This is a genomic window from Microbacterium algihabitans (assembly GCF_032464975.1).
In the GTDB taxonomy this organism is placed as follows: Bacteria; Actinomycetota; Actinomycetes; order Actinomycetales; family Microbacteriaceae; genus Microbacterium; species Microbacterium algihabitans.
On the sequence record NZ_JAWDIU010000003.1, the window covers coordinates 137633 to 158657 of the forward strand.

Genomic DNA, 21025 nt, shown 5'->3' on the forward strand with positions numbered 1-21025 from the left:
CCGCAGCCCCGGCATCCGAAGGAGAACGCTCATGACGATCCAGGCCACCCCCGCCCAGCAGCCCCTGCGCCCCGGCGACCAGACCGAGACCGCCGACGAGATCCGCGCCGCGTGGGAGAACGATCCCCGCTGGGACGGCATCGAGCGCACGTACTCGGCCGACGACGTCGTGCGCCTCCGCGGCAGCGTCCGCGAAGAGTCGACCCTCGCCCGTCGGGGGGCCGAGAACCTCTGGAACCTCATCCACACCGAGGAGTACGTCCGCGCCCTCGGCGCCTACACCGGCGGCCAGGCCGTGCAGCAGGTGCGCGCGGGGCTGAAGGCCATCTACCTGAGCGGGTGGCAGGTCGCCGCCGACGGCAACCTCGCGGGGCAGACCTACCCCGACCAGAGCCTCTACCCCGCCAACAGCGTGCCCGCGGTGGTGCGTCGCATCAACAACGCGCTGCTGCGGCAGGACCAGATCGAGCGCGCCGAGGGCGAGATCACGCAGGACTGGCTCGCCCCGATCGTCGCCGACGCCGAGGCCGGGTTCGGCGGTCCGCTCAACGCCTACGAACTGGCCCAGTCGCTGATTTTGGCCGGAGCCGCCGGCATCCACTGGGAAGACCAGCTCGCAAGCGAGAAGAAGTGCGGCCACCTCGGCGGCAAGGTGCTCGTGCCGATCCAGCAGCACATCCGCACCCTCAACGCCGCGCGCCTGGCCGCCGACGTCGCGGGGGTGCCGACCGTCATCATCGCCCGCACCGACGCCCTGGCCGCCGACCTGCTCACCAGCGACGTCGACCCGCGCGACGCGGAGTTCCTCACCGGCGAGCGCACGAGCGAAGGCTTCTACCGCGTGCGCCCGGGCCTCGACTCGGTCATCGCCCGCGGCCTCGCCTTCGCGCCCTACGCCGACCTCCTCTGGGTCGAGACGGGCGAGCCCGACATCGAGCTCGCGCGCCGCTTCGCCGAGGCGATCCACGCCCGCTACCCGGGCAAGAAGCTCGCCTACAACTGCTCGCCGAGCTTCAACTGGAAGCGCCACCTCGACGACGAGCAGATCGCCACGTTCCAGGCCGACCTGGCCGCTCTCGGCTACGCCTTCCAGTTCATCACGCTGGCCGGCTTCCACGCCGTGAACCACTCGATGTTCGACCTCGCTCGCGGGTACGCCGAGCGCGCCATGAGCGCGTACGTCGAGCTGCAGGAGGCCGAGTTCGCCGCCGAAGCGAACGGGTACACCGCCACGCGCCACCAGCGCGAAGCGGGCACCGGCTACTTCGACGTCGTCTCGACAGCGCTCAACCCCGACAGCGCCACGCTCGCCCTGGCCGGCTCCACCGAGACCGCGCAGTTCCACTGAGCCCTCGCCCGCTCCCACCCACCCCTCGTCCCACTTTTCGCAAACCATGTCCCACTTTCGGCTGCCTGGGCCACCCCCAGGCCGCCATTTTCGGGACATGGTCCCCGATGCCCGGCCCGGCGCGCACCCCGCGCCGCCGGGCACCCCGCCCACCCCTCGTCCCACTTTTCGCGAACCATGTCCCACTTTCGGCTGCCTGGGCCACCCCCAGGCCGCCATTTTCGGGACATGGTCCGAGAAGCGGACGCGCCACAGAAAGCCACGATCATGACCCTCATCGACACCTCTCCCCCGCCCACCACCGCGACATCGCCGACTTCGACGACCGCCACCGGCACGAACGCCGAAGGGCACCGGATGCCGAGCACCCCGGCATCCGCCCCGCACCTTCGTCTCGAGCGGCCCCTGCACGGGCGCGACGGCGAGATCCTCACGCCCGCGGCCCTCGCCTTCGTCACCGAGCTGCACGACCGCTTCGCCCGGCGTCGGCACGACCGCCTCGCCGCTCGCCTGCGCCGCCGCTTCGAGATCGGCACGGGCGACGACCCGCACTTCCGCGCCGACACCGCGCACATCCGCGACGACCCGTCGTGGCGGGTGGCGGGCGCCGGCCCGGGCCTGGAGGACCGCCGCGTCGAGATCACCGGCCCCACCGACCCGAAGATGACGATCAACGCGCTCAACTCCGGCGCGCGGGTGTGGCTCGCCGACCAGGAAGACGCGACGAGCCCCACCTGGAGCAACGTCATCGGCGGGCAGCTGTCGCTGTTCGACGCCATCCGCGGGCAGCTGTCGTTCACGAGCCCCGAGGGCAAGCGCTACGAGGTCACCGCCGAGCGCACCCCCACGATCGTGATGCGTCCGCGCGGCTGGCACCTGCCCGAGAAGCACGTGAGCTTCATCGATCGCGCGGGGCGCGAGCTGCCGGCATCCGGATCGCTCATCGACTACGGGCTGTACGTCTTCCACAACGCGCACGCCCTGATCGCGGCGGGCCGGGGACCGTACTTCTACCTGCCGAAGATCGAGTCGGCCGAAGAGGCACGGCTCTGGGACGACGTGTTCTCGTTCACCGAGGAGCGCCTGGGCCTGGCCCACGGCACGATCCGCGCGACCGTGCTGATCGAGACGCTGCCCGCGGCGTTCGAGATGGAGGAGATCCTCTTCGCCCTGCGCGACCACTGCGCGGGCCTGAACGCCGGACGGTGGGACTACATCTTCTCGATCATCAAGACCTACCGCGGCCGGGGCGCCCGCTTCGTGCTCCCCGACCGCAGCGAGGTTACGATGACGGTGCCGTTCATGCGGGCCTACACCGAACTGCTCGTGCAGACGTGCCACAAGCGCGGCGCCTACGCGATCGGCGGCATGAGCGCCTTCATCCCCAACCGTCGTCGTCCCGAGGTCACCGAGGCGGCGTTCGAGAAGGTGGCCGCCGACAAGCGGCGCGAGGCCGGCGACGGCTTCGACGGCACGTGGGTGGCCCACCCCGACCTCATCCCGGTGGCGCGCGCCGAGTTCGACGCGGTGCTCGGCGACGAGCCGAACCAGCTCGGGCGCACCCGCGACGAGGTGGCTGTCGACCCCGCCGACCTGCTCGACGTGCGCATCGGCCTGCCGGTGACCACGGCGGGGGTGCGGGGCAACGTCTCGGTGGCGATCCGCTACATCGAGGCGTGGCTGCGGGGCCTGGGCGCTGTCGCGATCGACGACCTGATGGAAGACGCCGCGACCGCGGAGATCTCGCGCTCGCAGATCTGGCAGTGGATCCACCAGGATCACTCCACCGCCGAGGGCATCGCCATCACCCGCGGCTTCGTCGAGGAGCTGATGACCGAGGTGCTCGCCGACGCTCCCCGGTTCGAGGGCGACCGCTTCGACGACGCCGCCGCGGTGTTCCGCGAGGTGGCGCTGCGCGAGGAGTTCCCCGCGTTCCTCACCCTGCCGGCGTACGCGAAGTACCTGGACTGACTCACCGGATGCCGAGGGGCCGGGGCCACGAGCACCGGCCCCTCGGCATCCGGACGTCAGCGCGCGGCGGACCGGAAGCGTCGGGGTTTGCCCTCGCCGAGGTCGCCGAGACGCTCGACGCGCTCGAGCTGGACGGGCTGATCGAGCAGGGCCCGCAGCGCCGCCTCGATCGCCGTTCCGTCGCCTCCGGCGATCCGCACCTCGAGCCCGCCGTCCGCTCTCTGCTCCACCGTCCAGCCGTGCGCGCCGTGGCTCTGCAGCTGCTGCGTGAGATCGACCGACGGCACGCGCGCCCCCGCGGCGCTGATGAAGTCGGTGTGCTCGCGCCCCTCGAGGTCGGCGATGCCGACGCCTCCGCCGGGGAGGTCGACGAGCCGGCCGAAGTCGCCGGTGCGGTACCGCACGAGAGGCAGCAGGGGGTTCTCGCCCGCGGTCACCGTGATCTCGCCCATCGCGCCGTCGACGACCGGCTCGCCCGCGGCGTCGAGCACCTCGACGTGCACGCGCCGGTCGAGCACGCGGAACGGTCCGTCGTCGGTGCGCACCGCGATCGGCCGGGTCTCGTGCAGGCCGTACACGTCGAACACGGGGCACGAGAACGCGGCCTCGAGCTCCGCGCGCAGCGGCGCCGACAGCGCCATCGCCCCCGAGAACAGGGCCAGCGGGCGCACGACGGCCCGCAGCTCGGGGGTCAGCAACTCGGACAGGCTCGTGGGGTTTCCCGAGATCACCTGCGGATCAGCGTCACGCACGAACGTCGAGCGATCGGATGCCGCCCGCCAGGCGCCCCGATCGAGGTTGACCCGCGCCATGGCGCGCTGGGCGAAGCCGCTGACGATCGACACGTACGTGAAGGCCTGGCGCTGCTGCAGCACCCACATGAGCGCGAGCCGCTCGGCATCCGGTTCCCAGTCCACTCCCGCCTCGTGCACCAGGCGGACGAGCAGGTGGAAGCCGCGCGCCACCTCCTCGACGTCGTCGGGAATGACGAGGGCCGCCCCCGTCGACCCCGAGCTCGTGCCGTGCAGCATGCGGTCGAGGTCGGCGTCGAGGGGAACGAACGCCGAGATGTCGGCGACGAGATCGGCACGCCCGATCAGAGGGAAATCCTCGAGGGTCCGAAGCCCTGTCATCCGACGGTAGAACGGCAGCGCGCGGGCGCCGGCGAGGTGCTCGTCGAGCCACCCGTCGAGCGGCAGCGGCGTGCGCGCGCGGTCGACGGCTTCGGCCGAGAGGCGATCCCCCGTGGCGTGCACCCACGCGGGGGCCGCGGGGTGCGTGCGCCAACGCTGCAGCCGCGCGGCGCCGTCGGCGTCGAGGGTCGGCCAGCGCTCGGCATCCGTCAGCACCGCCGCCGACCCCGGTCGGTACTCGCCGAGCGCGAGCGGGTCGTCGGGGTCACTCACTCGAGTACCTCGCGGCGGCCTCCCGAGCCCGCGCCTCGGCCAGGCGGCGGGCGATCTCCTCGCGGTGTCGGTAGGCGGCGTAGGCCTCGGCGAGCGCGGCGTTCCGGCGCAACGAGTCGCGCGCGTCGAGGAGGGCGCGTGCGGTCTCGCGGTCTTCGCCGGTCGGCAGGAAGCCCGCCCACAGCAGGAAGATGCGCGCCGCCTCTTCCCGCCGCTCGGCGTCGGCGAGCCAGTCGCGCGGATCCACCACGGGCGCGAGGCGCAGCGCCAGGGCGTCGATCGCGCGCGTCACATCGCCGCCCGCCAGTGACGGGACGAACGGCTGCACGAGGTCTTCGCTCGCCACCACCCACAGACCGATCGCCGCGCCCGTGCGCACCCGCGCGTCGTCGGCATGATCGACGGATGCCAGGGGGCGGCCCAGCACGTCACCGGCGAGCGCGCGCAGCGAGACGTCGTCGTCGAGGAACGGCCGCGGCACGCTCGACAGGCGCGCGGCGATCTCGTCGACCCCGGGGCCGGGCCGGGCGCTCGCCCACGCCGTGTTCTCGGGCGGCGCGATCGCCGACCACGCGCTCAGCAGATCGTCCGCCTCAGCCACCGAGCGCCTCCGCCAGTTGGGCGCACACCGCGGGTGCGTCCTCCATCCGTTCGATGTAGATCACGTCGTATCCCGCCCGCAGCGCCGGCTCCGCGACCCGGTGCTGTCGATCGAGCACGACGAGGGTCGCCGTGCTGAGCGTCTCGCGCACCCGGGACGCGACATCGGCGCGAGCGGGGTCGCCGTCGCCGAAGAGCGAGGTCAGCCCGTCGTCGGAGAGCACGACGAGGTGACGGCAGTGCGCGGCATCCGGAGTCCCCCGTCCGGCGTACCTCTTGTCGAGCAGGTCGAGGGGGAACGTCGTGCCGCCGGCGAAGAAGTGGGCGAGGTCGGCGATCGTGCGGGCGGGGTCGCGGGAGTACTCCTCGTGGCCGGCGACCTGGCCGGGCCCCGAGAAGCTGGTCACCCGGACCCGCCCCCCTCCGCGCAGCACCGACAGGGCGAGGATCGTGCCCGCGAGCACGGCGGGCGAGCCCGTCTGCGGCTGCGGCATCGAGCCCGAGCTGTCGATGTAGAGGTCGAGATCGATGCTCGACGACACCGGCGGCGGATCATCGACCAGGTACGAGCGCCGCAGCGTCGTCACCCCCGGGACGACGACCCCGCCCGCCTGCAACGTCGCGGGCCAGTCGAGGTCGGCGAGGTCGTCACCGGTCTCCCAGCTCTCGAACGGCCCCGGAAGATCGGCCGAGACCGCGCGCGGCAACCGTTGGGTGAACGGACGCACCCACCGCGTCGCCTCGGCGCGGTACCAGGCCGCGATCACGGCAGCCGGGTCGGCGTCGGCGTACAGCTCGAGAGTTTGCGCGATTCCGAGGGCCTGCCCCGTGGTCGAGCCCTTCGCCACCGACGCGGCCGCGGCCCCTGCGGAGGAGGGGACGGCGCCGCTCAATCGCCGGTCCGACAGCACCCGGCCGAGCTCCGAGGGGGTCGGGGCGGCGGTGTCGGCCGCGCAGGTGCCGCCGGGGAGCGCGCCCGCGCCGTCGGTGCGCGGGTCGATGAGGTACGGCGCCACCACGACGCCGAAGCGCAGGGCCCCGGCCACGGCATCGCCCGCGAAGGTGCGCACGAGCGAGGCGAGCACGTCGGCGTCGAGCGCAGGACGCGTGACCGTCGCCTCGGCCAGTTCGTCGGACACGCGCTCGGCGGCCTTCCGCGCCTGCCGCAGCGCCTTCTCGGCGGCGCGATGCTCCGCGGCGATGCGCGTCCACGGCAGTTCCTGCTTCTGCTTCGGCGGGCGTCGGTCGGGCGCTGGCGGCTCGGGGTCGCAGAGGGTTCCGCCCGGCAGGTTCCACAGCAGCTCGTAGGTGCGCAGGTAGACCCACCACAGCGGGCTCGGCGACGAGCGCGACGCGCGGTACAGCTCCCGCGACAACCGCACGATGCCGGGCTCGCCCGCGCCGTCGCGCCGTCGCTGCAGGATGGCGACGCGCGCGTTGACGAGCAGGTCGGTCCACAGGTTCGACATCAGCGCGAGATCCGCGTCGCGCAGGGCGGGAGCACCCGCGGCCTGCAGGGCCCGGGCCATCTGATGGCGGATCTTCAGCGCGTCCAGGCGCGTGCTGGGGGCGAGCACGTGGTGCCCGAGCTCGTGCGCGAACACGCTCTCCATCTCGTCGGCTCCCCCGAGCCGCGCGACCATGACCGGGTCGACCGTGACCACCGGCGGAAAGGTGAACCACGCGGGAGCGCCCTGCCCCTCGCCCGCGCCGGGAGCCATGCGCGCCTCCTGCAGCCTCACGCCCCACAGTCGCTGCGCCGCCTCCCACGCCGCCAGGTCGCCGCCGACCGGCGCGGTCGTCGTGCTCACGCGGGCCCCGCGACGTGGATCCACGCCAGGTACGAGTCGGCGAAGGTGAGGACGGATGCCGCGCCCGCGGCGCCCGGCTCGGGCTCGTCGTCGAGCGGGCTCAGGTGCGACCCCCACACGTCGGCGTCGATGCGCCACCACCGCTCCCCGGTGCGCACGGCGAACGCGCCGTCGGCGTCGAGCGGTCGACCGTCGGCCGGCGGCGCCGTCCACGCCCCGCCGAGGCCGCGGAAACCCCCGACCGCGCAGACGTAGCCGTTGGCCTCGCGGCGGCCCGGCCACCAGTACCGGTCAGCGCGCTGCCGGTCGACGAAGGCGCCGAGGTCAGCGGCATCCATCCCCAGGGCGGCCGCCGCGGCCACCCCGGCACCCGTCGACCGCACCGAGTCGATGCTGCGCAGGGCGTCGTCGCGCAGGCCGAGCGCCCCGGCCCGCCAGCCCGCGATGCCCGCGAGGGCGACGGGGTCGATGCCCTCGGCGGCCGCGCGTCCCGCGGCGAACGACACCGCGAACCTCTCGGCCGAGCCGCCCGCCGCCGCGACGTTGCGCCCCGCCAGCGCCAGGTCGAGCCCCTCGACCGGCACCGGAGTACCCACCGGCGGGGTGTGATCGGCGAGGTGGCCGGGGCGTCGGATCACGAACGCCCCTCGAGCCAGCGCAGGTAAGCGGTGTAGCGCTGGTGCAGGTACTTGAGCGCCATGAGGTCGTCGAAGTCGCGCCCGTAGAGCTTGCCGGTGCCCGCGACCGTGCGCAGGCGCGCCTCGATCTGGGTGAGGCGGCGACCGGCCTCCACCGTCCCGACGCCGTCGAGGCCCGCCTCGAGCTGCGCGAGCAGGTCGCCGACGGGATCGTCGGTCCCGCGACCGAGGGCGTCGAACTGCCGGCACGACTCGGCGAACAGGTCGGCCAGCCAGCTCATCACGTCGGTGCTCAGCTCGCGCTCGGCGCCCACGTCGAAGCGCGGATGCGTGGGGTTGGGCAGCAGCTTGCCGCGCAGCACGAACGGCAGCATCGCGCCCACGTCGGCGACCGACACGGCGTCGCGGCCGCGGAACCAGGCGACGGCCTTGGCGTACACGATGAGGGTCTGCAGCGCCCGGACCGACAGGCCGTTGAGGGTCTGCGCGCCCAGGTCGGTCATGAGGTCGGCCCCGGAGTTCGCCTCGATCACCTCGGCGACCCGGCCACCCGCCGTGGTCACCGTGTCCTTCGTGCGGTACTCGAACCGGCGCCCACCGCCCTGCACGAATTCGAAGTGGCCGAGGAAGAACTCCAGTCGCCGCCGCACCTCGGCCGGCACGGGCACGGCACGGATCGCCGCGCGCATCGCCGACTGCTCGTCGGGGCCGAACACGAGCTCGGCGGGCACGTGCTCCTCGGGCTTCTCGCCCGCTTCGACGCGCGCGACGAGCTCATCGAGGAAGCGGCTGTTGAAGCCCGCCGCGGGCACAGTGACGTCCATGCGGTCGCGCAGCGCCTGGATGACGGGGAAGGTGCCCCCGCCCGCGTCGTCGTTGGCAGTGAAGAACCAGCTCTCCACGCCCGAGGCCGGGGCCGTGCGACGCATCTGATCGTGGCTCTCGACGTAGCCCTCGGCCACCATCGTCAGCAGGGCCGACTGGGTCTTGGTGGGGATGCGGTTGTACTCGTCGACGATCTTGACCGGACACGACAGCCACTCGCGCCACGCGATGCCGATCTCGGCCAGGCTCGACGCGTTCACCAGATCGCGCGGCAGCGGGATGCCGACGAGGTCGCTGATCGACAGCTGCGGCTGCCCCTGCTGCACACCGCGCCGCACCTCCTCGGGCGTCGAGCCGGCGAGAACTCCCATCAGCACTGCGACCGTGGTCTTGCCGCGACCCGGGCCGCCGATGAGCAGGCACTTGCCACCCACCGCGAAGCTCAGCAGCGGCAGCAGCACGTTCGAGGAGTACGACGGTTCGTTCGGCAGCGTGAGCTCGGCACCGGCATCGCCCAACTCGAACGCGAGCGGGCGCCCCGACGAGAACTCCACGTCGTAGTACGGCGAGATCACCGCGCGGTTGACGATCCAGTAGTACGTCTGCCGCAGCTTCTCGTCGAGCGGCGGCGCGGCCGGGGCGGGCGCCTCGCGGAAGAGGTCGGCCGCGGTGAGCGGGGCGACCCCGTCCGCGGCGTTCGACGTCGTGGGTGACTCGGAGAGCTTGTGCCAGCGGTCGGCCATCGCGCCAGCCTAACGGCCGGCCCGGCGGCGCAGTTCCTCCTGCTCGGCGAGCGGCCGACCCTCCAGCGGAGCGGTGAACGACGTCGCCCGCGCCATCGCGTCGCGGACCGCGGGCAGGGCCTGAGCGAGCCGTTCGGCGACCGACCCGCGCACCTCGAGCCAGGGTACGGGCTGCGCAGCCAGCACCTCGCGGAAGCGCTCCTGCATGTCGGCGCGGATGTGCTCGCCGTCTCGCATGCCGTCCTGCACGAAAGGGATCTCATCGCCGGTCAGCACGTACAGCGCGGGCGGATGGGCGGCGGCCCGGGCGTGCAGGCGATCGGCGACGAACCCGACGTACCGCTCGTGCCAGAGGGCCGTCGCCAGCACGTCGGTGTCGCACACGAGCACCGGGGTGGGAACCCGCCGCAGCGCCTCGTCCTCCCAGGCGATCTGCCGATCGACGACGAGGTCGAACTCGTCGCTGCGCCAGAGCGCGTCGAGCCCGCCCTCGCGCGTCTCGCTCAGCTCGCGTCCGTACTCCGGCACCCACAGCGTGCCGAGCTCGGCGGCGAGCGCCTCGGCCAGGGTGGTCGAGCCGGTCGACTCGGCGCCCAGCACGACGACGCGTGCGGCGAGGTCGGCCCGTGTGACGGGCGACAGTTCCGACCAGTGCGCGGCGAGATCCGCGCGGATCGCCGTGCCCGAGACGGGGTTGATCACGCGACCGGGGTCGACCTGCACCCACTCGGCCCCCAGGCGCCGCGCGAGCTCTGCGCCGTAGTCGTCGGAGGTGAACACCACGTCGGCGGGCTCGTCGAGCAGTCCCGCGATGATCGCGGTGTGCGCGTCCCACGCGGTCTCGGAGGCGAAGTCGACGGGGGTGTCGTCGACGAGATCGACCACGCGCACGCTCGGGTGCCCCTCGCGGATCCAGGCGACCCTGCGCTCGAGCGGGATGTTCTCGACGGATGCCGCGATCACCTCGACCGTGACGCGGTCGCAGGCCCGCGCCGCGGAGCGAATCAGATGAGCGTGCCCGGCGTGGAAGGGGTAGAACTTGCCGACCACCACGCCGTGACGGAACCGCCGCTCAGACACGCGCGTCCGCGGGCACGGCGGCGGGGCTCTCGCGCATGACCCGGGTCCACCCCCGCCACCCGCCGATGCACAGCACGACGAACAGGGCGTAGAGCGCGGCGATGATCCACAGACCGGTCGCGATCGACAGGCCGACGAACGCGACGTCGACCGCGATCCACACGCCCCAGTTCTCGATCCACTTGCGATTGAGCATGTACTGGGCGACGAGGCTGGCCGAGGTGGTCGCGGCATCCGCCACCGCCACCTGGGAGTCGGTGAACGTCGCCAGCACCCACGTCAGCACGGCGGTGCCGACGATCGCCACGGCGATCAACCAGGGCACCGCTCGGCGCGGTGTGCGGGCCACGTATCCACGGTCGTGCTCGACGCCGCGCGTCCACCGGATCCACCCGTGCACGCCCAGCACGAGGTAGACCAGTTGCAGCGCGGCCGAGGCGTAGAGGCCCGCGGGGACGAACACCGCGAGGAAGACGACGTTGTTGGCGATGCCGATCGGATAGGTCCACACGTTGCGCCGCGCGGCGAGCACCACGCACGCGGCACCCGTCGCGAACCCCAGGATCTGCATCCACTCGGCCAAGATCCACTCGATCACCCGTCGAGCCTAGGGGCCGGCGACGCTACGGTCGTGCGGGGTCGATCGGCGCGAACGGGCGCAGGCTCTCGCGCGAGGTGAGCTTGGAGGCCACGAGCGACCCGGCCACGGCGAGGAAGATCGGCAGCAGCAGCGTGAACCCGGTGTTCGTGAACTCGATGATGAGCGCGATCGCCGTGAAGGGGGCGCGCATGTTCGAGGCGAGGAACGCGGATGCCGCGACGATCGCGAGCGCCGTGCCGTCGGCACCGGGCCACACGAACGCCCAGCCGGCCGCAGCGGCCGCACCGAGCGCGGCACCGATCGCGACCGACGGCTGCAGCGTGCCACCGATCGCCCCCGAGCCGAGCGACACGGTCGTCGCGACGTACTTCAGCACGGCGAGCGCGATGAGCAGCAGGGCCGGCTGCGACAGGTCGAAGCCGGCGGTGGCGAGAGCCCGACCGTTGCCGAGGATGAGCGGGAACGCGGCGCCGAGCGCGCCGACCGCGGTGAAGGTCAGGGGCAGGACGACCAGCAGCTTCCACCCCTGGGGACGGAAGCGCGACAGCTTCTTCGTGATCGTCGCGAAGCTCGTGGCACCCCATCCCATGAGGGGTCCGATGAGCACTGCCGCGACGATCAGCGAGGCGTTCACCTCGAGCGATCCCACCGTGTACAGCGAGCCGTCGCCGACGAGAGGGCGTGCGACGAGCGTCGCGACGGCGCTGACGGTCAGGGCGACCACGGCCGCTCCCACGCTGAACTGCGCGAGCAGGATCTCGACGGCGAAGAGCGCACCGGCCAGGGGGACGTTGTAGACCGCGGCGAGACCCGCACCTGCGGCTGACGCGATCAGGATGCGGCGCCACCGGGGGTCGAGGCCGAACCACCGCACGATCTTCGATCCGGCCATGGCCGACAGCTCGCGCGGGGCGACCTCCTTGCCGATCGAGGCGCCCATCGCGACCGACCCCACCTGGAGGACCGTGTCGACGAGGGTCTCCCACCACGGCATCCGGGCCCCGTGGACCCCCTGCTCGACCGTGGCGAGCGTGCGGCCGAAGCGGCGCAGCAGGTACCACCCGACGGCGGCGACCACACCGGCCCCGCCGACGGTGACGATGGGCAGCCACCACACCGACGGGTACGCCAGACCATCGAGGAACGGACCCTCTTCGTGCCCCCACACGAGGTGCTCGAGGCTGTGCACGATCCACACCAGCAGCAGCACCGCGAGGCCCGTGGCGACTCCGGTGATGAGGGTGGCGATACCGAGGCGGAGGAGCGTTGCCAATCCCCCGCGGCGGGAGCGCACGGGAGAGGCGGGAGCGGCGGTCACCCGGCCACGCTAGTGGAGCCGTGTTTCGGAGTCGTCACGGCCCTCGGCTCGGGCGGGCGCGAACAGTAGGCTCGGAACCGTGACTTCCCGCGCCCCGCTCTCCCGCAAGCTGTCCGCCATCGCCGAGTCCGCGACCCTCAAGGTCGACGCCAAGGCCAAGGCCCTCCAGGCCGCCGGCCGACCGGTCATCTCGTACGCGGCCGGCGAGCCCGACTTCGCCACGCCCTCGTTCATCGTGGCTGCCGCAGCGAAGGCGCTGCAAGACCCGAAGAACTACCGCTACACCCCCGCCGCCGGCCTCCCCGTGCTGCGCGAGGCGATCGCCGCCAAGACCCTCCGCGACTCGGGCCTCGAGGTCGCGCCCTCGCAGGTCATCGTGACCAACGGCGGCAAGCAGTCGGTGTACCAGGCGTTCCAGACGGTGGTGAACCCCGGCGACGAGGTGCTGCTGCCCGCCCCGTACTGGACCACCTACCCCGAGGCGATCGCCCTCGCCGACGGCACGCCCGTCGAGGTGTTCGCCGGCGCCGACCAGGACTACAAGGTCACCGTCGCCCAGCTCGAGGCCGCGCGCACCGACAAGACCACGGTGCTGGTGTTCGTCTCGCCCTCGAACCCCACCGGATCGGTCTACACGCCCGAAGAGACCGCCGAGATCGGTCGCTGGGCCCTCGAGCACGGCATCTGGGTCATCACCGACGAGATCTACCAGAACCTCACCTACGAGGGCGTCAAGGCCGTCTCGATCGTCGAGGCCGTGCCCGAGCTCGCCGGTCAGACCATCCTCGTCAACGGCGTGGCCAAGACCTACGCCATGACCGGATGGCGCGTGGGCTGGATGGTGGGACCGGCGGATGCCATGAAGCTCGCCGGCAACCTGCAGTCGCACTTGTCGAGCAACGTCAACAACGTCGCGCAGCTCGCCGCCGCCGCAGCGCTCAACGGACCCCAGGACGAGGCGGAGCAGTTCCGCCTCGCCTTCGACCGCCGTCGTCAGCTGATCGTGTCGGAGCTGTCGAAGATCGACGGTGTCGAGGTGCCCAACCCGCTGGGCGCGTTCTACGTCTACCCCGACGTGCAGGGCCTGCTGAACCGCACCTGGGGCGGCGTCACGCCCACCACCTCGCTCGAGCTCGCCGACCTCATCCTCGAGCAGGCCGAGGTCGCCGTCGTGCCCGGCGAGGCCTTCGGCCCGAGCGGATACCTGCGCCTGTCGTACGCCCTCGGCGACGACCAGCTGCTCGAGGGCATCCAGCGCCTGCAGCGCCTGTTCGCCTGACCTTCCACGTCCGTCGGGGCGGTCGCCGGGATTCCGGTGGCCGCCCCGCGGTCGTTCCCGGCGGTCGCCCGCGACCGTCATGCGGACGCCACGGCCGACACGCCGACCCACGGCATCCTCGACCGGCGTGTCGACGCCCGCATCCGCAGGACGGCACCGCGGCCCGCGCGCGAGCGCCCGCGACCGCCGTGCGGACGACACGGCCGACACGCCGTTCCATGGCACTCACAATCGGCGTGTCGACGCCCGCATCCGCAGGACGGCACCGCGACTCGCGCGCGAGCGCCCGCGACCGTCGTGCGGACGTCACGGCCGACACGCCGACCCACGGCATCCTCGACCGGCGTGTCGACGCCCGCATCCGCAGGACGGCACGCGGATGCCGGAACGGGCGCGTCTACAGCTCGACGTTGACCAGCACCGGCTCGGGCTGCAGCAGCAGGCCGAACTCCGCCTGCACGCGGCTCTGCACGAAGCGGGCGAGCTCGGCGATCTCCGCCGCGGTCGCCTCCCCGCGGTTGGTCAGGGCGAGCGTGTGCTTGGTCGAGAGCCCGGCGCGTGAGCGCGGAAAGCGGAAGCCGCGCGACAGACCGGCGTTCTCGATGAGCCAGGCCGCGCTCACCTTGACCTGCCGCGACACCACGGGGGGCGGGGGCAGGATGCCGTCGAACGCGGCGAGCGGAATGATCGTCACCGGATCGAGCACCGGCGTCAGAGGCCACTTCGGGCACTCGGCCGGGAGGGTGCGGGCGAAGGCCTCCGAGACGATCGCGTTCTGGAAGAACGAGCCCGCGCTCCAGGTGTCGGGGTCTTCGGCGTCGAGCACCATGCCCTTGCGGGCGCGGGTGGCGAGCACGTGCTCGCGGATCCACCGCAGCGACACCGCCTGGCCCGGTTCGAGACCGAGCGCTCCGCGCAGCTGGTCGCCCGCGATAGGTCGCCTCTCGGCACCGACGCGCTCGAGCTCGAGCGTCACCGACACGATCACCCCGGGCCGCTCGGGCTCCGACCCGTAGTGGTGCTTGAGCACCGAGGTGCGGAAGCCGAGTCCGAGATCGGATGCCGAGACGGTCGAGACCTCGCCCGTGGTGGCATCCAGCAGCTCGACCTCGACGAGGGTCTGCACGATTTCCTGGCCGTAGGCTCCGACGTTCTGCACGGGGGCGGCGCCGACGGTGCCGGGGATGCCCGACATCGCCTCGATGCCGGCGAACCCGCGCGCCACCGTTTCAGCGACCAGGGCGTCCCAGTCGTGCCCGGCCTGCACGCGCAGCCGCACCGTGCCCTCGTGCGAGCCCGGCAGTTCTTCGATGCCCGAGGTGCGGATGCGCACGACGGTGCCCTCGAACGGCTCGTCGCCGACGAACAGGTTCGAGCCGCCGCCGAGCACGAACCACGGCTCGCCCTCGGCCCAGACCTCGCGCAGGGTCGCGACGAGTTCGTCGGCCGATCGCGCCTCGATCAGGCGCGCGGGCGCACCACCGGTGCGCAGCGTGGTGAGCTGCGCGAGCGGAACGGATTCGACGTCGGGCATCAACCGAGCCGCACCCGCACCTGCGCCTTGCCGAGGACCGTGGTCTCGGCGAACGTGACGGTCAGGTCGATGCGGGCGGTCTCGTCGTCGACGGCTCCGACCTTCGCGCTGACGTGCAGGTCGGCCCCGGTCTCGGGGTCGACGACCACCGGGCGGGTGAAGCGCACGCCGTACTCGACGATGCGTCCGCTGTCGCCCAGGGCTTCGGCCAGCGTGCCGACGGCGATGCCCATCGTGAGCATTCCGTGTGCGAGGACGCCCGGGAGCCCGACGGCCGCGGCGACGTCGTCGCGGTAGTGGATGGGGTTGAAGTCGCCCGAGGCGCCGGCGTACCGCACGAGCGACTCACGGGTGAGGTGGACGGAGCGTTCGGCGACGACCTCGCCGACGGTGAACGGGCTCATGCGCCGGCCTCCCCTGCGAGCAAGACGCTCGTCGTCGTGACGACGTGGGCGCCGTCGGCATCCACGATCTCGGCCTCGCTCGTGATCATCGCGTTGCCGCCCATGGTGCGGATGCCGGTGACCGAGAGCGTCGCGACGAGCTCGTCGCCTGCGACGATGGGCCGCGTGTAGCGGAACCGCTGCTCGGCGTGCACGAGGCGCGACAGCTCGATTCCGGAGTCGGGGTCGCCGAGCAGCTGCTGCAGCGTGAGGTCTTGCACGACCATCGCGAAGGTCGGCGGGGCCACCACATCGGCGTATCCCAAGGCGCGCGCGGCCTCGGGGTCGGTGTGCTGCGGCGCGTCGGCGAAGACGGCGCGGGCGAACTCGCGCACCTTCTCTCGTCCGACCAGGTAGGGGGCGGTCGGCGCGAAGGCACGACCGACGAGTTCGGGGTTCACGGGCACCCGCTCAGTCTATCGAGCGGGGTCGCGCCGCCGCGGGGAGTCAGTGCTGGTGGCGCCCGCGCACGGCCTTGACCGCCATCTGCGAGGCGATGAAGACGAGGAAGATCGCGAACAGCACGTTGCCCACGAACGGGTCGACGAACTTCGCGATCAGGGCTCCCACCGGGGTGGTGAGGCACGCCGCGACGCCGATGAACAGGGCTGCGCGCACGTCGACGTTGGAGCGGCGCAGGTTGCCGACCGTGCCCGAGATCGCCGTGGGGATCATCATGAGCAGCGACGTGCCCTTGGCGATGAGGTCGCTCGTGCCGAACAGCAGCAGCAGGGCGGGGACGACGATGATGCCGCCGCCGACGCCGAGCAGGCCCGCCAGGGTCCCGGTGATGACACCCAGCAGCGCGAGGCCCGGTCCGGTGATCCAGGTGAGCTCGAGTTCCGCGTCGCGCGAGGGGATCACGAAGAACAGACTCACCATCACCACGACGAGGAAGGCCACGAACGCCCAGCGCAGGGCGGTCTGCGACAGCTTGGGCAGCAGCCACGTGCCGATCTGCGCGCCGACGACGGCGAAGGCGGCCAGGATCAGCGCGGGGAGCCACGCGACGTGCCCGTCGATGGCGTAGGTGATGACACCGACGGATGCCGTGGGGACGATCGCGGCGAGGGAGGTTCCGGCCCCGAGACGCTGATCGAAGCCGAGCAGCAGCACGAGCAGGGGCACGATGACCGTGCCGCCACCCACGCCGAACAATCCGGACATGAGACCGGCGAGGAGGCCGACGCCGATGCAGACGAGATACAGGCGGGCGGAGCGCGTGGGGCGGGTCTCGAAGGTCACGCCGACAAGTCTTCCACCGTCCGAGCGCAGCGCGGACGCGGTGACTCTCCCGGAAAAGAAAGCGGCCCCCGGTGGTCCGAAGCCGCGTCCACCGGGGGCCGTCGCCCTCACAGGTCAAGCAGGACGGTGACCCGAACACCGGACTGCGACCACTCGCGTGAGGGTGCGACAGCAATGACGATATGACCCCCGGCATCCGGGTCACGACCCATTGACTAAAGTATCTAGGACTGCTAGTTATTTAAGTTGCTGAAGGTTTGGTACCGCTCCCGGGAATGCGTCATCGGATGCCGCGGTTCACCCCTGCATGACGACTGTAGGAATCATCGGAGCAGGCAACATCGGTTCGGCCCTGGCGAAGGGCTTCACGGGTCTCGGTTACGACGTGGTGATCGCCAACTCACGGGGCCCCGAGACGCTGAGCGACCTCGTCGCCTCGGTGGGTGAGCGCGCCCGCGCCTCCACGGCGCAGGAGGCCGCGGAGGCCGGAGACATCGTCGTGGTGACGGTGCCGCTGAAGGCGATCGACGCCGTTCCCGTCGCCCCGCTCGTGGGCAAGACGGTGCTCGACACGAACAACTACTACTTCGAGCGCGACGGCCACATCGCCGAGCTCGACGACAAGAAGACCACCACGTCGCAGATGCTTCAGGAGCACCTGCCCGAATCGACCGTGGTGAAGGCCTTCAACCACATCCCGGCCGCCGACATCACGACCGACGGCTCCCCCGCCGGCGCGGAGAACCGTCGGGCCCTGGCGACCTCGAGCGAGTCCGACGAAGCCGTCGCCCTGGTGACGCGCATCTACGACGAGTTCGGCTTCGACACCGTCAACGTCGGACCGCTGAGCGAGAGCTGGCGCGTCGAGCGCGACCAGCCCGCCTACGTGGTGCGCCAGAACCGCGACGAGCTCGAGAAGAACCTGGCCCGCGCCGAGCGCTGACCCGCACCCCTCAGGCAGACGAACGAACCCGGCCCCCGCTTCTGGCGGGAGGCCGGGTTCGTCGTCTGAGGTCGCGGGGCGTCAGAGCGCGGCGAGGGCCTGATCCACGTCGGCGACCAGGTCGTCGACCGACTCGATGCCGACCGACAGACGCACGATCGTCTCGGGCACCGCGAGCTCCGTGCCGCGGACGGAGGCGTGCGTCATGGCATCCGGGTAGTTCACGAGCGACTCCACGCCACCGAGCGACTCGGCGAGGGTGAACAGGCGGGTCGACTCCGCGAAGCGGCGGGCCGCCGCGCCGTCGGCCAGCTCCAGCGACACGATGCCGCCGAACCCGCTCATCTGCCGTGCCGCCAGCTCGTGACCGGGGTGCGAGGGCAGGCCCGGGTAGTACACCTTCGCGACGCGGTCGTGGGCGAGCAGGTGCTCGGCCACCGCCTGCGCGTTGGAGCTGTGCCGCTGCATGCGCACCGCGAGGGTCTTGATGCCGCGCGTGGTCAGGTAGGCGTCGAACGGTCCCGACACCGCGCCCGCGGCGAACTGCAGGAACTGCACCTTCTCGGCGAGGTCGGCGTCGGCGAACGCCAGCGCGCCACCCACGACGTCGCTGTGGCCGCCCAGGTACTTCGTCGCCGAGTGCACCACGACGTCGGCGCCGAGCGACAGCGGCCGCTGCAGAGCCGGCGAGGCGAAGGTGTTGTCCACCACGACGAGGGCGCCCGCGGCGTGGCCGAGGGCGGCGAGGCCGGCGATGTCGGTGATGCGCAGCATCGGGTTGCTCGGCGTCTCGACCCAGACCATGCGCGGCGCGCGCTCCTCGATGGCGGATGCCACGGCGTCCAGGTCGCTCATGTCGACCACGCGCAGCTTGACGCCCCAGGGGCCGAGCACCCGGGCCAGCAGGCGATAGGTGCCGCCGTACACGTCGTTGCCGAGCAGCACCTCGTCGCCGGGCACGAGGGCGGCGCGCAGCAGCGCGTCTTCACCGGCCAGGCCCGACGCGAACGACAGGGCGCGCGCACCACCCTCGAGAGCCGCGATCTGCGTCTCGAGAGCCGTCCGGGTCGGGTTGCCGCTGCGGCCGTACTCGTACCCGCCTCGAAGGCCGCCGATGCCGTCCTGGGCGTAGGTCGTCGAGACGTGGATCGGCGGGATGACCGCGCCGGTGGCCTCATCGGGCTCTTGACCTGCGTGGACGGCGAGGCTGTCGAAACCGCGGGCGGCGTCGTGGGTGCTCATGCGGAGTGCTCCTGGGTGGGGGTGGGAAGAACGGATGCCGCGGCAGACACGTCGTAGCCGCGCGCGGTCATCCAGTCGTCGTCGAAGATCTTGCTGAGGTAGCCGCGGCCGTGATCGGGCAGAACCACGACGACCACGGCATCCGCCGGCAGCTCCCGCGCGACGCGCAGCGCGCCGACGACGGCCATTCCGCTGGAGCCGCCGACGAGCAACCCCTCCTCGCGGGCGAGGCGTCGGGTCATCGCGAACGACTCCGCATCGGAGACGCGCTCGTAGCCGTCGACGAGGGTGGGGTCGAAGGCCGCCGGCCAGAAGTCCTCGCCGACGCCCTCGACGTCGTAGCCGTGGATGTCGTCGCCCGAGTAGATCGAGCCCTCGGGGTCGACCCCGACGATGCGCACCGACGAGCCGGCGACCTCGCGGAGGTATCGGCCGGTGCCGGTGATCGTGCCGCCCGTGCCGACGCCGGCGACGAAATGCGTGAGCCGCCCCTCGGTGTCGCGCCAGATCTCGGGACCGGTGGTCTCGTAGTGGCTGCGCGGGCCGTTCGGATTGGCGTACTGGTTGGGCTTGAAGGCCCCGGGGATCTCGCGCACCAGGCGGTCGGAGACGCTGTAGTACGAGTTCGGGTCGTGGGGCTCGACGTTCGTGGGGGTCACCACGACCTCCGCGCCGTAGGCCCGCAGCACCGCGCGCTTGTCTTCGGCGACCTTGTCGGGCACGACGAAGACGCAGCGGTACCCGCGCTGCTGCGCGATGAGGGCGAGGCCGACGCCGGTGTTGCCGCTAGTGGGCTCGACGATCACGCCGCCCGGCTGCAGCAGGCCGTCGCGCTCCGCGGCATCGACGATGTTCGCGGCGATGCGGTCTTTGGCGGATCCGCCGGGGTTGAAGTACTCGATCTTCGCGAGCACCGTGGCGGCGATGCCGTCGGTGACGCGCGAGAGGCGGACGAGGGGGGTGTTGCCGACGAGGTCGGCGACGCTCTGGGCGTAACGCACGGTGGGGTCCTGTGGGATCGGTGCGCCGGGACGGCGCGGCTGACGGGGTCGTCGAAAGAGAACGCGAAGGCGTTCAGCGACAACAGCGACAGGTCAGCACGCGGTCAGCATACCCGAGCCGGCGGTTCATGACACGGCGCCGAGAAACTCGTCGAAACTCTGCGCCGGTCGCCCCGTCAGCGTCTCGACATCGGACGACACCGCCGCGAGATCTCCGCTGGCGATGGCGGTGTAGGTGCTGACCCACGCGTCGACCTGCCAGCGCGGCGCGCCGTAGCCCGCGCGCGAGGCGTAGGCCTCGTCGACGGTCTCGTCGTGGAAGCGCACGGGGTTGCCGCGGACGGCCGAGATCTTCTCGGCCACCTCGGCCAGGGTCAGCGCCTCGGGGCCGGTGAGGTCGTAGGCGGTGCCGGCGTGGGCGGCCGGGTCGAGGAGCACCGACACCGCGGTCGCGGCGACGTCGGAGCGCGAGACGAGCGAGCAGCGTCCCTTGCCGGCGGGGCCGCGGATCACCCCGTCGTCGCCGGCGAAGAGCTCCATCATGTCCATGTAGAAGTTGTCGCGCAGGAACGTCCACGACATGCCCGACGCCCGGATGATCTCCTCCGTGGCGGCGTGGTCGCGCCCGAGCGTGAACACCGCGTCGGGCGCCGCCGCGAGGAACGAGGTGTAGACGATCGAGCGCACCCCTGCCGAGGCCGCGGCCTCGACGAAGGTGCGGTGGTGCTCCACGCGGTCCGACGTCTCCGAGGCCGACACCATGAACAACGTCTCGACGCCCTCGAGGGCCGCGCGCGCGGCATCCGCATCGGAGTAGCGGGCGACGTGCACGTCGGCGTCGGGCAGGTCGGGGGCGCGCGTCGCGTCGCGCACGATCAGACGCTGACGGATGCCGCGGGCGGCGAGGTCGCGCGCGACCCGCCCTCCGACGGAGCCGGTGGAACCGGTGACGGCGATGACGGGCGGCGTGGACATGCGGCCTCCGGGGACGAGGGGA

At 72.1% G+C, this 21025-nt stretch carries 19 protein-coding genes; 4 read left to right on the forward strand and 15 right to left on the reverse strand.

Annotated elements, in window-relative coordinates:
- The first annotated feature begins 31 nt into the window (after positions 1 to 31).
- Together aceA and aceB are read left to right on the forward strand one after the other, a co-directional pair.
- On the forward strand, positions 32 to 1348 hold the full coding sequence (gene aceA, locus RWH43_RS10260) for an isocitrate lyase (RefSeq protein ID WP_316001411.1): 1317 nt from the start codon (positions 32 to 34) through the stop codon (positions 1346 to 1348).
- Positions 1349 to 1705: 357 nt separating this feature from the next.
- Positions 1706 to 3319: a malate synthase A gene (aceB, locus tag RWH43_RS10265; protein WP_316001567.1), complete on the forward strand. Its 1614-nt coding sequence runs from the start codon at positions 1706 to 1708 to the stop codon at positions 3317 to 3319.
- 56 nt (positions 3320 to 3375) lie between these two features.
- Here aceB and RWH43_RS10270 read toward each other — a convergent pair whose 3' ends face one another.
- From RWH43_RS10270 to RWH43_RS10305, 8 genes are read right to left on the reverse strand one after another with little or no spacing between them, the layout of a single operon-like run.
- Complete coding sequence (locus RWH43_RS10270) at positions 3376 to 4725, reverse strand: AMP-binding protein (RefSeq protein ID WP_316001412.1); 1350 nt, start codon at positions 4723 to 4725, stop codon at positions 3376 to 3378.
- Positions 4718 to 5326 (reverse strand): phosphohydrolase, encoded by a 609-nt coding sequence (locus tag RWH43_RS10275; protein ID WP_316001413.1) that lies wholly within the window; start codon positions 5324 to 5326, stop codon positions 4718 to 4720. Before RWH43_RS10275 ends, RWH43_RS10270 begins: the two co-directional genes overlap by 8 nt.
- A complete protein-coding gene (locus RWH43_RS10280; protein WP_316001414.1) occupies positions 5319 to 7136 on the reverse strand; it encodes a VWA domain-containing protein in 1818 nt (605 codons plus the stop codon). The genes RWH43_RS10275 and RWH43_RS10280 overlap by 8 nt, the downstream gene beginning before the upstream one ends.
- On the reverse strand, positions 7133 to 7774 hold the full coding sequence (locus tag RWH43_RS10285; RefSeq protein WP_316001415.1) for a potassium transporter Kef: 642 nt from the start codon (positions 7772 to 7774) through the stop codon (positions 7133 to 7135). Before RWH43_RS10285 ends, RWH43_RS10280 begins: the two co-directional genes overlap by 4 nt.
- The gene (locus RWH43_RS10290) at positions 7771 to 9342 is read right to left on the reverse strand and encodes an AAA family ATPase (protein WP_316001416.1); all 1572 of its coding nucleotides are present in this window, start codon (positions 9340 to 9342) and stop codon (positions 7771 to 7773) included. The genes RWH43_RS10285 and RWH43_RS10290 overlap by 4 nt, the downstream gene beginning before the upstream one ends.
- Positions 9343 to 9351: 9 nt before the next feature.
- Entirely contained in the window at positions 9352 to 10422 is a 1071-nt protein-coding gene (locus tag RWH43_RS10295; RefSeq protein WP_316001417.1) for an AAA family ATPase, read from the reverse strand.
- The gene (gene pnuC, locus RWH43_RS10300; protein WP_316001418.1) at positions 10415 to 11020 is read right to left on the reverse strand and encodes a nicotinamide riboside transporter PnuC; all 606 of its coding nucleotides are present in this window, start codon (positions 11018 to 11020) and stop codon (positions 10415 to 10417) included. Before pnuC ends, RWH43_RS10295 begins: the two co-directional genes overlap by 8 nt.
- Before the next feature lie 25 nt (positions 11021 to 11045).
- Positions 11046 to 12341, reverse strand: a complete 1296-nt coding sequence (locus tag RWH43_RS10305) for a chloride channel protein (RefSeq protein WP_316001419.1) — start codon at positions 12339 to 12341, stop codon at positions 11046 to 11048.
- Between the two features lie 79 nt (positions 12342 to 12420).
- Between RWH43_RS10305 and RWH43_RS10310 the strand changes: the two genes are divergently transcribed.
- Complete coding sequence (locus RWH43_RS10310; protein ID WP_316001420.1) at positions 12421 to 13620, forward strand: pyridoxal phosphate-dependent aminotransferase; 1200 nt, start codon at positions 12421 to 12423, stop codon at positions 13618 to 13620.
- Positions 13621 to 14017: 397 nt separating this feature from the next.
- Here RWH43_RS10310 and RWH43_RS10315 read toward each other — a convergent pair whose 3' ends face one another.
- Genes RWH43_RS10315 through RWH43_RS10330 form a run of 4 tightly spaced genes read right to left on the reverse strand, consistent with a single transcriptional unit; the run spans position 14018 to position 16842 of the window.
- Positions 14018 to 15154, reverse strand: coding sequence for a UDP-N-acetylmuramate dehydrogenase (locus RWH43_RS10315; protein WP_316001421.1), 1137 nt, complete (start codon positions 15152 to 15154; stop codon positions 14018 to 14020).
- The gene (locus tag RWH43_RS10320) at positions 15154 to 15558 is read right to left on the reverse strand and encodes a MaoC/PaaZ C-terminal domain-containing protein (protein ID WP_144832701.1); all 405 of its coding nucleotides are present in this window, start codon (positions 15556 to 15558) and stop codon (positions 15154 to 15156) included. Before RWH43_RS10320 ends, RWH43_RS10315 begins: the two co-directional genes overlap by 1 nt.
- On the reverse strand, positions 15555 to 16004 hold the full coding sequence (locus RWH43_RS10325; RefSeq protein WP_144786051.1) for an FAS1-like dehydratase domain-containing protein: 450 nt from the start codon (positions 16002 to 16004) through the stop codon (positions 15555 to 15557). The genes RWH43_RS10320 and RWH43_RS10325 overlap by 4 nt, the downstream gene beginning before the upstream one ends.
- Positions 16005 to 16044: 40 nt before the next feature.
- A complete protein-coding gene (locus RWH43_RS10330) occupies positions 16045 to 16842 on the reverse strand; it encodes a sulfite exporter TauE/SafE family protein (protein ID WP_316001422.1) in 798 nt (265 codons plus the stop codon).
- A 307-nt stretch (positions 16843 to 17149) separates the two neighbouring features.
- Between RWH43_RS10330 and RWH43_RS10335 the strand changes: the two genes are divergently transcribed.
- Positions 17150 to 17785, forward strand: coding sequence for an NADPH-dependent F420 reductase (locus RWH43_RS10335; RefSeq protein ID WP_316001423.1), 636 nt, complete (start codon positions 17150 to 17152; stop codon positions 17783 to 17785).
- 81 nt (positions 17786 to 17866) lie between these two features.
- Here the strand turns inward: RWH43_RS10335 and RWH43_RS10340 are convergent, their stop codons facing one another.
- The 3 genes from RWH43_RS10340 to RWH43_RS10350 form a co-directional block, all read right to left on the reverse strand.
- Positions 17867 to 19027 (reverse strand): cystathionine gamma-synthase, encoded by a 1161-nt coding sequence (locus RWH43_RS10340; protein WP_316001424.1) that lies wholly within the window; start codon positions 19025 to 19027, stop codon positions 17867 to 17869.
- Positions 19024 to 20028, reverse strand: coding sequence for a pyridoxal-phosphate dependent enzyme (locus RWH43_RS10345; RefSeq protein WP_316001425.1), 1005 nt, complete (start codon positions 20026 to 20028; stop codon positions 19024 to 19026). Before RWH43_RS10345 ends, RWH43_RS10340 begins: the two co-directional genes overlap by 4 nt.
- A gap of 126 nt (positions 20029 to 20154) precedes the next feature.
- On the reverse strand, positions 20155 to 21003 hold the full coding sequence (locus tag RWH43_RS10350) for an SDR family oxidoreductase (protein ID WP_316001426.1): 849 nt from the start codon (positions 21001 to 21003) through the stop codon (positions 20155 to 20157).
- Positions 21004 to 21025: the final 22 nt, after the last annotated feature.